The sequence below is a fragment of the Mycoplasmopsis bovis PG45 genome (genome assembly GCF_000183385.1).
GTDB classification, from domain to species: Bacteria; Bacillota_I; Bacilli_A; order Mycoplasmatales; family Metamycoplasmataceae; genus Mycoplasmopsis; species Mycoplasmopsis bovis.
Map to the genome: position 1 here is coordinate 976,278 of NC_014760.1, position 12,860 is coordinate 989,137.

Consider the following 12,860-nt stretch of genomic DNA (forward strand, 5'->3'; position numbering starts at 1 on the left):
GCATATAAATTATATTAAAATAGGCATAAAAATCAAACAATTAAGGGTTTTTAGGAAAAACTAAAAAATTGTTTTTGCCATGCACTTTAGTTTATTTCTGCTTCATTATTCACACTCATTTTTTGGCTTTTTTTGCTATAATTTTTTATATTATTTATACATATATGTATAAATCTTTGGAGGTTGTATGGAAGAATTGAAAAATACTAACCAAGATAAAAAAACAGAAAATAGCAGTTATAATGCAAGCAGTATAAGAGTGCTAGAAGGCCTAGAAGCTGTTAGGGTTCGTCCTGGAATGTATATTGGTACAATCACAGATAAAGGACTTCATCATTTGGTCTGAGAAATTGTTGATAATTCAGTTGATGAATGTATGGCAGGATATGCTAATTACATCAAAATCACTATTTGCAAAGACGGCTATATTGAAATAGAAGATAATGGCCGTGGTATTCCGGTTGCTAAACACCCACAAACAGGATTATCAACTGTAGAAACAGTTTTAACAGTACTACATGCTGGCGGTAAATTTGATTCAGATGCGTATAAAGTTTCTGGGGGTCTACATGGTGTTGGTGCTTCTGTTGTTAATGCATTAAGTTCAGACTTGCATGTATGGGTTAAAAGAGAAGGTCATACATATTATGCACATTTTCAAAATGGTGGGCAAACCGTACAACCTTTGACAATAATTAATGACATAGAACCTAATGAAACAGGCACAAAAATAAAATTTTATCCTGATTTTTCAATATTAGAAAAACATCCGTTTTCAGTTGAAGCTATAACTGACCATGCTAAGAGAATTGCTTATCTAACTAAGGGAACACGTTTGGTTGTTGTGGATGAATTTAACAACACCTCTGAAGAATTCTACTATGAAGGTGGCCTTATTGATTATGTTAATGAACTTAATGAAGGACAAAAATTAGTTCATGATTCAATAATCTATGCTGAAGGTTTGTATGATTCTGACAAATCAGGTTCAAAAATTACAGTTGAAGTTGCAATGCAATACATTTCAACATTTCAACCAAGAATTACAACCTATACCAACAACATAGTGACAATTGAAGGCGGGACACATGAACAAGGCTTTTTTGATGCTCTTTCAAGACTAATAAACAGTTATGCATTAAAAAATAACTTAATAAAAAATGATAGTGAAAGGTTAAACAAAGAAGATACTTCAAAAGGCCTTGTTGCCATTGTGTCTATAAAACACCCTGATCCGATTTTTGAAGGTCAAACAAAAGGTAAATTAAATAACAAAGATGCTAGAACAGCTGTCAGGGAAATATTAGCTCCTGTTTTAGAAAGATATTTTGATGAAAACCCTATTGATGCTAGAGAGATAATTAATAAATGTCTGCAATCTAGGAAATCGCGTTTGGCTGCTGAAGCTGCTGCTAAGGCTGTTCAAGCAAATATGGGAAATAATTCAATAGCATCATTACCCGGTAAGCTTGCTAATTGCACCAGCAAAAATGCTGAAATCTGTGAATTATACATCGTTGAGGGTAATTCAGCTGGCGGTTCAGCAAAAATGGGTAGGGACAGAAATGTTCAGGCCATTCTGCCACTAAGAGGTAAAGTTATTAATGCTGAAAAGGTTTCGCCTGAAAGAGTTCTTTCTAATGCAGAAATAATCTCGCTTATAACTGCTTTGGGTACAGGACTAAACGAAACATTTGACATCAACAAGCTTAGATACCATAAGGTAATTATTATGACTGATGCTGATGTCGATGGAGCCCACATTAGAACACTTTTATTAACCTTCTTCTACCGTTATTTTAGAAAACTAATTGAATATGGCTTTATTTATATTGCTCAACCTCCGCTTTATAAAATTCAACAAAATAAATATATTGCCTATGCATACAATGATTCTCAAAAGGATTCTATTCTCCAAGAATTAAATCAGGATTCTAAAATAACAATTCAACGTTACAAAGGTTTGGGAGAAATGGATCCTGAGCAGTTGTGAGAAACTACAATGAATCCTGAGAATAGAAAAATGTATCAAGTTCAAATTGATGATGCAGCCAAGGCTGACTGAGTGTTTACGACTTTAATGGGAGACGATGTTTTGCCAAGAAGAGAATTTATTGAAAAAAATGCAAAATTTGTTCAAAATATTGATATTTAGCATATTAATATAGTTTTCTTAAAAAAAGTTTAAAATATCAAAAATATAAAAAAGTATTGTTTTTTATGTCAAAAATAGCATTTTTGTACAAAATGTCTTAACTAAATGATAAAGGAGAAAATATGCTCAAAGAAATTACAACTCAAGAATACAAGGAAACAGTAGAAGGCAAAATTTCTGAACCTTATCTACTTGTGTTCCATGCTTTATGATGCGGTCCATGTAGAATGTTTAAAGAATCACTTTCAGAATTAGCTGAGAAAGACAATGTATTAGTTTACCGTGTTAATATCGATGAAAATTCAGACCTAGCTAGTCAATTTCAAGTTCGTTCAATTCCAACTTGATTTGTGTTCAAGGATGGAAAACAAATGGTATCACACAACGGCTTCCTTCCATATGAAGACTTAAAAAATGTTGTAGATTCAATAAAATAAGCCCGCTGGGCTTTTTTGTTAACTTAATCTAATTTTATTTATAATCTTTGTTATGAAAATAATCAGCGAGAATCGCAAAGGCCTTTATGGCTATAAAATAATTGAAAAGCATGAAGTCGGCATTTCTCTTTTAGGCTGAGAAGTAAAAAGTGCCCGTGCCCAAACTATTAATCTAACTAATTCATACGTTTTTTTTAAAAAGGGTGAGCTTTTTCTTTGTAATGCAAATTTTGCTAAATATATGTTGTTAAAAGTGGATGAAGACAGAGATCGTAAACTGCTTATGCACAAAAGAGAAATTATTCGTCTTAAAAACAAACTAGACCGTTTGTCATCCACCACCATTAAGCCTGTTAAAATTTACTTTAACAATAAATCTAAAATAAAAATTGAAATTGCCTTGGTTCAAAGTATGAACAAAGCCGACAAACGCGAAGAATTAAAGAAAAAAGACAATGAAAAATATATACAAAAAATCAAGAGCCAATATTTAAACTAGGACAATAAAAATAGACATTAAATTTCTTGAGCATTCGCCCATTATTATACCAATCAATGAATCTATTTAGATGACGCTCAAGTTCCTTAAGCGTCATTTTCTTAACACTTTTCTAAAAATTTTCAAACATTTCAGTTTTAAGTACTGAAAAAAGTATTCAATTTCTCTATTGTCAAGAGAATTGCCAATTCTTGACATTGATACTTTTCCATTAAGTCTTTCAATTAACTGAAGATATTCTTTAGATGAATATTGACTTCCGTGGTCAGAATGTATAACAAAATTTTTGGGAAAATTAACTTTTTTAATATTATCAATAACCAATGAATTATTATTGTACAAAGACAGGTTAAAACCTAAAATTTTTTTGGTTTTATGATGAATAACAGCCGACATATATACAAAATTTTGATCAACATCTATTGGCGAAGGTATGTATGTAACATCAGTAGCATAGATATCATTATATATGCCATCATAGTCACAAGAAGCAATATTTTGAAACGTTACAGCTACATTCTTAGATTCTTTTGTTCTTTTTGCTTTTCTTATTCTACAAACTAGTCCAAGTTTTTTCATTATTCTACCTAAAGTCCTATAATTAAGCTTTATTTGTTTATTTTTGCTAATATAAGCAGCCAATCTTTCTCTGCCGAAAATGCCTCCAGTTTCTTTAAAAGCTTGAACTACGGTGTTCTTTAATTCAAGATTCTTTTCTTTAATCATTTTCAATTTTTTTAGCTTTTTATAGTATGTAGATTTTTTAATTTTAAGCAATGACATAATAACTTTATTCAATACCTTAAAGGAAAATGAATTCTTTATTTTGGTAACCGTTTCTTTAAATTTGTTCTTTTTTATCTTCTTAATTTCGTCATCTGTAGAAATTATTTTTATTATCTTTATCAAATCTTCTTTATTTAGATCATTTAAAAATTCATCTAATATTTCATCATTTGATTTTATCTTTTTTGGCCTGCCGGAACCTTTACCTTTTTTAGGTGATCTTACGCTCATTGATTCTATGTTCATACCTAAATTATATCTTTTATACTTATTCACTAATCTCTTTCATTGATCGTCAGAAATGTGTTTTACATTTTTTATTTTCATCATTTCATTCAAAAAAAACATTTTTTAGTGAGTTCCCCAGATCTATATTTTCGTATTTTTCAAACAAATATTTCCATTCATTAACACTTAACTGCTTAGCCATTTTTATCTCCAACAAAAAACATCAGCAAATTTGCTGATGTCTGCTTTTTTTGTACTGCGAGTCCATTTTTTTATCCTATTTTATTTGACTGTTACTTGCTTTTACCTTTTTTCTATATTCATTTAATAACCTAAGAATTTTTTCAGGTAAATTATTATCATCTAATTTATCATCATCTTTTTTAAACTGTTCTGCATTAAAATTTCCAGTAGGTAAATGGCTTTCTCATGGTTTTAATGACTTATTAAAGTTTGAGTTGGCAAACATTCCATTAACAGTTTCTATACTTTTAGGTTTTCAATTGTCTAAATTACTATTAAAGTTTTTTGTATCTGAAAACATATTTCTCATTGATGTTACTTTTTCAACATTTCAAGAATTAAGATTTTGATTAAAATTTGTTGCTTCCCAAAACATCCCTTCCATATCAGTAACATTAGATGTATTTCACTTTGATATGTCTTGATTAAAATTTGTTGCACCAGAAAACATTTCAATCATTAATAATGCAGAATCTGTTTTTCATCTACTAATATCATGATCAAATTTATTTGCATTATAAAATACAGTACTAAAATTAGAAATATTTGATGTATCTCATTTGTCTAAATTTTCAATTTTTTCTTGTTTTGAATCTTCAAACGCTGATTCTAGGGAAGAAATAAATTTAGGAAGATGTTCTGGAACTTTATTTGTAGATTGCTTAAATTTTTCTATTTTACCATCTTCATTATAACCAATTGATATTGCTTCGTCGCCCTTGTATTTAGTTTTTGAAGAAATAGGTCAAACCTTGCCAAATGGCAATTTAAGTTCGTCGTTAGAATTATTTAGTTTTACAACAAAAGGAGGATTTGTAGAATTAGAATTTGGGTTAGGTTTAGTATTTGGTTCACTGACTAGTTGAAGGTTATTTTTAGGAAATTTAGATTTAAGTTTTTCAAAGATTTCCCCATAAGATCATTTTTTTCAAATATCATTTTTAAAATCTTTATTTCATATATCTAATACTTCTTGAAGAACAGGATCTAGCTTTTGTTCCTCTTTTAATTTCTTTTCTTCATCATTATTCATTGGGATTGTATTAACATTATCATTTTTGCCAGCTTCAGATCTAGATTCATCTGATTGGTCTTTTGGTGTAACAGTTGGTTCCGACTTTTCACTATTGTTTTTAGCATCTGTTGTTTTATCTACATTGCTTGAATCATCTTTGCTTTGATCACCATGAGAATTGGGGGGGGGGTCATCTGTTTTGAAGTTTGCGGGTTAGATTCGTTATTTATTATTTGAATTTTTTCATCATTATCATTTTTCTTACAAGAAGCTGCAACTAATGGCATAAGTGGTAAAAATGACACCGAACTAAATATATTAAACTTTTTAATTTTTTTCTTCATTTTGAGAATAACTTCCTTTATTTATATAGTTTATTTATTGTAATAGTTTTGTAAAAAATAAAAATTTAATGTCTATTTTTGTTTTCCTATTTTAATTTATAGCTCTTGACTTTTTTATTAATGTTGCTGTTTTATAGGCTTTTATGGTTTTTCAATAATTGAAATACTTTCAAACTTCCTACTAATTTTAGAGTTTGAATATGATGAATCTGTAAGGATTTTAAACATTTGACATCCTAGCAAGTGGTAATCAATAAATATCTTACATTTATAGTTGCTCTTTCAATCATAAATTGATGTATATCCAATATCAGTTAGTCTTAGATTTTTGTCTTTTGATGCAACTAGCGTTATAAAAGATTCATGTGTCGAATTGATTAAATTGACAATATTATTTTTATAAACAAAGTTAATAAAATCAACTGTGGCTTTTTCACTTCTATTATCAACTTCAATTTTTAGTTGATTGATTCCGTTTTCACGACAAAATCTTTCAAATCCATCGCTTCTTTGCTTTTGTTCTGCTTCTGAAAGCTTTGAATCAACTACAAAGGCAATCTTTTCGTTTTTGTCTATGTATGATGAAAATTTGGTAGTTAAATCATAAAATGCCTTTGTGTAGTCTATTGCTATATTATTTACCCTTTTATCTGTAGTTGGATAAACTAATGTTGTGCATTCATTAACATTATTAGCAATGTAATCAAGAATAGCATTTTGATTGTTATTAGGTAAAAAGAAAATCACAGCTCATGGCTTTCAAGATAAAACATATCTCACTGTTTCAATGTACTTTTCCAAATCATGACCTGCATAAATAGTAAGTGTCTTAACATTAAACACTTTAGCTTGTTGACTAATGCCCAAAACAACTGATTGATAGTAGTTTGGAGACTGTTCAGGCATAATAATGAAAACTGAATTATCACTACCACGTATTAGTCTAGCTCCATGATTTGGATAATAATTATACTTAGTAACTATATCTTGGATTCTTGACTTAGTTTGTTTTGATACATATCCACCATTGTAAAAACGACTCACAGTACTGATTGAAACGTGAGCTAATCTAGCTATGTCTTTGTAAGAGAAATTTTTCATAATACTTATTATAGTAAAAAAAATAAATATGAAAACATCTCACAAAATTTTATTGTTCATCATATTTATGTTTATTGTTATAATTAAAAAGCTGGTGAAATAGCAACCTTATAACCTGGTCAGGACAGAGATGTAGCAGCCATATTAAGAAGTGTTATGTTCGCCAGCTTTTTAAAAAGCATCGTGAGGTTTTATATGGATATTAAAACATCAGAAACAGTCGGCTTAACATTTTTAACTGTTCTTATGCTTATAACTTTTTTAGTAAAAGTTTTTTACTTTTTTACTTTAAAAGAAAAAGAATGATACAGAATGCAAAACCTAATAAGCCTGTGATACAGGCACATAAGCGTATTAATTGTTATAGTAATAATTTCTTCTTGTGCTTTATATCCTTGATTAATGACTATTACAATGCGACTTTTCTACAGAAACTACTATTCAGCACCTGACCTTGTGTCTGCAAGAGTTTCTATTATTTTTTCATTAGTTATTGCACAGTTTGTACACATAAACAATCTTGTTTTGCTCTTTAAATTTGTTGTGTTTAAAAAATATGCAAAACCTAAAGATAATAATATGGTATTATAATATTACTCCCCAAGTGGTGGAATGGCAGACACCGTAGACTCAAAATCTACTGGAGAAATCCGTGCAGGTTCAAGTCCTGTCTTGGGGACCATATGACCAAACTCGCCATAATAGCTTACACTAGGACAAAAAAAGTAGACATCAGCAAATTTGCTGATGTTTTTTGTTGGAGATAAAAATGGCTAAGCAGTTAAGTGTTAATGAATGGAAATATTTGTTTGAAAAATACGAAAAACATAGATCTGGGGAACTCACTAAAAAATGTTTTTTGAATGAAATGATGAAAATAAAAAATGTAAAACACATTTCTGACGATCAATGAAAGAGATTAGTGAATAAGTATAAAAGATATAATTTAGGTATGAACATAGAATCAATGAGTGGAAGATCGCCTAAAAAAGGTAAAGGTTCCGGCAGGCCAAAAAAGACAAAATCAAATGATGAAATATTAGATGAATTTTTAAATGATCTAAATAAAGAAGATTTGATAAAGATAATAAAAATAATTTCTACAGATGACGAAATTAAGAAGATAAAAAAGGACAAATTTAAAGAAACAGTTACCAAAATAAAGAATTCATTTCCCTTTAAGGTATCGAACAAAGTTATTATGTCATTGCTTAAAATTAAAAAATCTACATACTATAAAAAGCTAAAAAAATTGAAAATGATTAAAGAAAAGAATCTTGAATTAGAGAACACTGTAGTTCAAGCTTTTAAAGAAACTGGAGGCATTTTCGGCAGAGAAAGATTGGCTGCTTATATTAGCAAAAATAAACAAATAAAGCTTAATTATAGGACTTTAGGTAGAATAATGAAAAAACTTGGACTAGTTTGTAGAATAAGAAAAGCAAAAAGAACAAAAGAATCTAAGAATGTGGCTGTAACGTTTCAAAATATTGCTTCTCGTGACTATGATGGCATATATAATGATATCTATGCTACTGATGTTACATACATACCTTCGCCAATAGATGTTGATCAAAATTTTGTATATATGTCGGCCGTTATTCATCATAAAACCAAAAAAATTTTAGGTTTTAACCTGTCTTTGTACAATGATAATTCATTGGTTATTGATAATATTAAAAAAGTTAATTTTCCCAAAAATTTTGTTATACATTCTGACCACGGAAGTCAATATTCATCTAAAGAATATCTTCAGTTAATTGAAAGACTTAATGGAAAAGTATCAATGTCAAGAATTGGCAATTCTCTTGACAATAGAGAAATTGAATACTTTTTCTCAGTACTTAAAACTGAAATGTTTGAAAATTTTGAGAAAAGTGTTAAGAAAATGACGCTTAAGGAACTTGAGCGTCATCTAAATAGATTCATTGATTGGTATAATAATGAGCGAATGCTCAAGAAATTTAATTACAAAACTCCACATGAATTGTGAGTGGAATTTTGTAAAAAATAAAAATTTAATGTCTATTTTTATTGTCCTAGTTTAGCTTTCAGGCTATTTTTTTTATTTTTTTTTGCATCCAAATATCACTAATAAGTCTGTTTTATAGACAAAAAAATATTGTAAAAGCTACAATATTTCCTTATATTTTTTCTTGTAAATTAACCTGACTATCATTACTAATGAAATGTATAGAATTACCAAAGAAGCCAATAATAAGTAGAACCAAGGATTAAGTGCTTTAAGTCCAAGCAATCCATTAAGTCCAGGAATATATGGTGTTGCAGTAACTATTGCAATTCCGCCTAATGTTGCAAATAGCAACATTCAAGACGGCCTTGATTGAATAAAAGGTATCTTCTCTGTTCTTATAAAATGAATTACTAAACTTTGTGTTCACATAGAAATTATGAATCATCCTGTTTGGAACAATGCAATTCACTCTGTGGAATTAGGACTGATATTTGGATATAGCTTTGGAATAAATAGCCAGTTTAAAATAACAAAGGCTAAGATGTCTACAATAGAGCTAGTTGGGCCAAATCACAACATAAACTTTATAATGCTTTTGGTGTTGAACTTCCGTGGTTTTTGGATAAATTTGTTGTCAACTTTATCTCAAGGAATTGTTCCACATATAATGTCATAAACAAGATTTAAAAATAGTATTTGAGTTGCTAATAGTGGCACAAATGGCAATATTATCGCAGCAATTAAAATACTAAAAATATTCCCAAAGTTGCTACTTAATGTCATCTTAATGTACTTGTTCATATTGGCATATGTCTTGCGACCTTCAACCACACCTGTTGCTAAAACATTAAGATCTTTTTCTAAAAGAATAATATTTGCACTTTCTTTAGCAATATCGACTGCGGTGTCCACAGAAATAGACACATCAGCCGTTTTCATAGCAGGAGCATCATTGATTCCATCGCCCATATAACCAACAACATGACCGTTGGCTCTTAAAGCTCCAATAATAATTGCCTTTTGATCTGGGCTTAATTTTGCAAAAATATTGTGCTTTTCAACAATTTCTCTTAATTCTTCATCATTTAGGTTAATTAAATCTTTACCAAGAATTACACCATCAGTTTTCATACCAACTTTGGCACAAATTGCTTTAGTTACTCTTGCATTGTCGCCAGTAAGAATTTTGACGTCCACACCGTGTTCATAGAGATTTTTGATGGCAGAGGCTGTTGATTCTTTTGGAGGGTCTAAGAATGCTAAATAACCAATTAATGTCATTTCCTTCTCATCAGAAACACTAAACTGTCCAACCTTATTTGGATTCTTTTTTCTAGCCACAGCAATAACGCGCATACCTTGATCATTAAGTTTATCAACTTGAACAAGAACTTTATTGATCATTGTTTGATCTAAGCCAACAATTTTTCCATTAAGTTCTAAAGTATTGCATACTGATAATATTTCTTCAACAGCTCCCTTAGTTACCATTTCAATTCCGGTGTTTTTGTTCTTATTTTTAACTAAAACACTCATTCTCTTTCTGTTGAAGTCAAACGGAATTTCATCTATTTTCTCATAAACATTTTCTATATTTCGTAGCTCTTCATGAATATCGCTTAATTCGTCAGTTTTATTTATTATTGATAAATCAAGTAAATTTTTAAGACCAGTTTGGTAGTAACTATTTAAAAATCCGTACCTTAAAACTCTTATATTTTCATTCCCTAAAACGTCAAGGTGCATCTCTAGTGCCACCTGATCCATTGTCAATGTTCCAGTTTTGTCAGTACAAAACACATCCATAGCACCAAAGTTTTGAATTGAGCTTAAGCTCTTAACAATTGTCTTACTTTTAGACATTTTTGATGCGCCTTTGGCAAGCGTGCTTGTTACAATCATCGGTAACATTTCTGGGGTAAGACCAACTGCAACTGAAATTGCAAACATTAAAGCTTCTAATCACTTTTGGCCATCTCTAAAATTCTTTGCTCCTGCAATTAAAAAAACAATTGGTACAACAGTGATCATTATTCTAAAAAGTAACCATGATATTGAGCTTATACTTTTTTCAAAATTAGACTTAACTGGCTTTTCATTAATTTTTTGCGCTACTTGTCCTAAGTAAGTTTCATCACCGGTTACTATTACTATTGCCTTTGCACTCCCGGAAATTATGTTTGATCCCATAAAGGCTAGATTATGCCTATCAGTAACATTTTGATATTCATAGTCATAGTCAATTGAAACAAATTTCTCAATTGCTTCACTTTCGCCAGTTAACGATGACTGAGAAACGAACAAATCTTTTGCACTAATAATCCTAACATCAGCAGGTATAATATCTCCCGCTGCTAGATGAATAATATCTCCAACAACAACCTCATCAAGTGGAATTTCATAGTTTATTCCTTGTCTCTCAACCTTGGTGGTTGTTTGAACCATTTTGACTAATTTGGCTGCAGATGAGCTACTTTTGGTGTCTTCAACAATATGTAAAATCCCGCTAATTATAACCATTGACATGATTATTATTATGGTTGCCGGTTCAGCACTTTCGCCTTTTCTTAGGGGTAAAATTATGTCAACAATTATTGAAATGAGTGAAAGAATAATCAAAATGATTGAAAATGGGTTGAAAAAAGCATCAACTATTCTTTTTAAAACAGAATTCTTGCTCTTTTTGCTTAAAATGTTGGCTCCGTACTCACTTTTATTTAAAACAACTTGCTCATCATTTTGAAATCCATTGACACTGGAGTTATATTTATTACAAAGTTCACTTATATTCATTTTTGATGCCGCAATAAGGTCTTGTTGCGCTCTAGATAAATTTGCATTTTTATTTTTTTTGCTTTTTAACATATAACTCCTCTCTTTTTAATATATTTATATTAAAAAATTATAAAGCATTATTCGCTTTTATAACTTCTCATGCTTATTGTATTATTCTAAACGAAAAAAGCACATAGTTGTGCCTTTTCTTATTCCCCTTTAAACAAGTCGATTTGGTCAGGGTTAACCGGATTTTTATTGACTTCTACTTTTTGAATTCTTCCTTCAACAACATAGACAATTCTATCAGCCATTGCTGCCATAACTGGGTTATGAGAAACCATTACAACAGTTGTTCCATTTTGTTTGTTTATTTCATACAAAATTCTAAGCACAATCTTAGTTGTACTTTCGTCCAATGCACCCGTTGGCTCATCAGCGAAAATAATCTCAGAGTTCTTAGATAGTGCTCTCATAATTGAAACTCTTTGTTGTTGTCCTCCAGACATTTGAGAAGGGAATTTATGCATTTCTTCTTCCATTTCAAACTTTTTGAACAATTCAATAATGTCTAATTTTTTCGACTTATCAGTTTGTAAATAACCACCAGTTTCGACATTATCATAAGCATTAAGATTAGCTAACAAATTATAGTTTTGGAAAATGAAACTAACATGTTTTCTTCTAAATGAAGTCAATTTATTGTTTGATAAATAGGGAAGGTTTTCATCACAAACTATTACATCACCTTTAGTAGGTCTGTCTAAACCACTAATTAGATTTAGGAGCGTACTTTTCCCGCCACCAGAAACTCCGTATATAAGCATCATTTCACCTTGTTTAACATCCATTGAAACGTTTTTTAATACTCTGGTAACAATATTATCGTTGACATAGTATTTGCTTGCATTTTTAACCTCAATTACTGTTCCTGGTGTATTTTTGGTATGAAAACCCTTATCCTTTTTTCTTGGTCTGCTGTTTATTCTATTCAAAATAGATCTTATTTTTCTAGGCACAATGATATTTTTGTTCTTGCTGTTCAGATCTAAAATATCAAACAAATTTTCTTTAGTAATTTTAACGTTTGTGCCTATTTCAACAGTCTGTAGGTTCTCATCAATAATTTCTTCAGCACTTAGTTCTTGATCATTCTTATGTTTATTTTTGCTTTCAATTTTTCTTTTATGCTTTGCCTTTGAGCTCAACTTATTGTTATCTAAATTACCATTTTTAACTGTCTCGGGTGACTCATCCATTTTAAATAAGTCCTTGTCTTCATTATTGTTAATATTCATAAGC

10 protein-coding genes, 1 tRNA gene, 1 other RNA gene and 1 pseudogene are annotated in these 12,860 nt (G+C 30.0%); 7 read left to right on the forward strand and 6 right to left on the reverse strand.

Annotated elements, in window-relative coordinates; translation table 4 throughout:
* The first annotated feature begins 187 nt into the window (after positions 1 to 187).
* From MBOVPG45_RS04255 to smpB, 3 genes are all read left to right on the forward strand, one after another.
* On the forward strand, positions 188 to 2,155 hold the full coding sequence (locus MBOVPG45_RS04255; RefSeq protein ID WP_013456063.1) for a DNA topoisomerase subunit B: 1,968 nt from the start codon (positions 188 to 190) through the stop codon (positions 2,153 to 2,155).
* Positions 2,156 to 2,277: 122 nt separating this feature from the next.
* A complete protein-coding gene (locus tag MBOVPG45_RS04260) occupies positions 2,278 to 2,592 on the forward strand; it encodes a thioredoxin family protein (protein ID WP_013456465.1) in 315 nt (104 codons plus the stop codon).
* Between the two features lie 52 nt (positions 2,593 to 2,644).
* Positions 2,645 to 3,091 carry an SsrA-binding protein gene (gene smpB, locus MBOVPG45_RS04265; RefSeq protein ID WP_013456623.1) on the forward strand — a complete coding sequence of 149 codons (447 nt, stop codon included), beginning with the start codon at positions 2,645 to 2,647 and terminating at the stop codon, positions 3,089 to 3,091.
* A 66-nt stretch (positions 3,092 to 3,157) separates the two neighbouring features.
* Here smpB and MBOVPG45_RS04270 read toward each other — a convergent pair whose 3' ends face one another.
* The 4 genes and pseudogenes from MBOVPG45_RS04270 to MBOVPG45_RS04285 all read right to left on the reverse strand — a co-directional run bounded on the left by MBOVPG45_RS04270 (position 3,158) and on the right by MBOVPG45_RS04285 (position 6,808).
* Positions 3,158 to 4,123, reverse strand: a complete 966-nt coding sequence (locus MBOVPG45_RS04270) for a DDE-type integrase/transposase/recombinase (RefSeq protein WP_258408981.1) — start codon at positions 4,121 to 4,123, stop codon at positions 3,158 to 3,160.
* Positions 4,124 to 4,145: 22 nt separating this feature from the next.
* Entirely contained in the window at positions 4,146 to 4,307 is a 162-nt protein-coding gene (locus MBOVPG45_RS04950) for a hypothetical protein (protein ID WP_255762788.1), read from the reverse strand.
* Between the two features lie 75 nt (positions 4,308 to 4,382).
* Positions 4,383 to 5,707 (reverse strand): annotated as a pseudogene (locus MBOVPG45_RS04275) (Mbov_0838 family PARCEL repeat surface lipoprotein).
* A 141-nt stretch (positions 5,708 to 5,848) separates the two neighbouring features.
* Positions 5,849 to 6,808, reverse strand: a complete 960-nt coding sequence (locus MBOVPG45_RS04285; RefSeq protein WP_013456532.1) for a LacI family DNA-binding transcriptional regulator — start codon at positions 6,806 to 6,808, stop codon at positions 5,849 to 5,851.
* Positions 6,809 to 6,891: 83 nt separating this feature from the next.
* On the opposite strand from MBOVPG45_RS04285, the gene ffs reads away from it, so the two are divergent.
* From ffs to MBOVPG45_RS04300, 4 genes are all read left to right on the forward strand, one after another.
* Positions 6,892 to 6,986, forward strand: an RNA gene (ffs, locus tag MBOVPG45_RS04390) — signal recognition particle sRNA small type.
* A gap of 17 nt (positions 6,987 to 7,003) precedes the next feature.
* Complete coding sequence (locus tag MBOVPG45_RS04290; RefSeq protein WP_013955092.1) at positions 7,004 to 7,399, forward strand: hypothetical protein; 396 nt, start codon at positions 7,004 to 7,006, stop codon at positions 7,397 to 7,399.
* Between the two features lie 7 nt (positions 7,400 to 7,406).
* Positions 7,407 to 7,490: transfer RNA gene (locus MBOVPG45_RS04295), tRNA-Leu, on the forward strand.
* Between the two features lie 87 nt (positions 7,491 to 7,577).
* Positions 7,578 to 8,822 (forward strand): IS3 family transposase, encoded by a 1,245-nt coding sequence (locus MBOVPG45_RS04300; protein ID WP_013456189.1) that lies wholly within the window; start codon positions 7,578 to 7,580, stop codon positions 8,820 to 8,822.
* A gap of 117 nt (positions 8,823 to 8,939) precedes the next feature.
* On the opposite strand, the gene mgtA is transcribed toward MBOVPG45_RS04300, so the two are convergent.
* Together mgtA and MBOVPG45_RS04310 are read right to left on the reverse strand one after the other, a co-directional pair.
* Positions 8,940 to 11,648 carry a magnesium-translocating P-type ATPase gene (mgtA, locus tag MBOVPG45_RS04305; protein ID WP_013456346.1) on the reverse strand — a complete coding sequence of 903 codons (2,709 nt, stop codon included), beginning with the start codon at positions 11,646 to 11,648 and terminating at the stop codon, positions 8,940 to 8,942.
* 119 nt (positions 11,649 to 11,767) lie between these two features.
* Positions 11,768 to 12,856: an ABC transporter ATP-binding protein gene (locus MBOVPG45_RS04310; protein ID WP_013456326.1), complete on the reverse strand. Its 1,089-nt coding sequence runs from the start codon at positions 12,854 to 12,856 to the stop codon at positions 11,768 to 11,770.
* Positions 12,857 to 12,860: the final 4 nt, after the last annotated feature.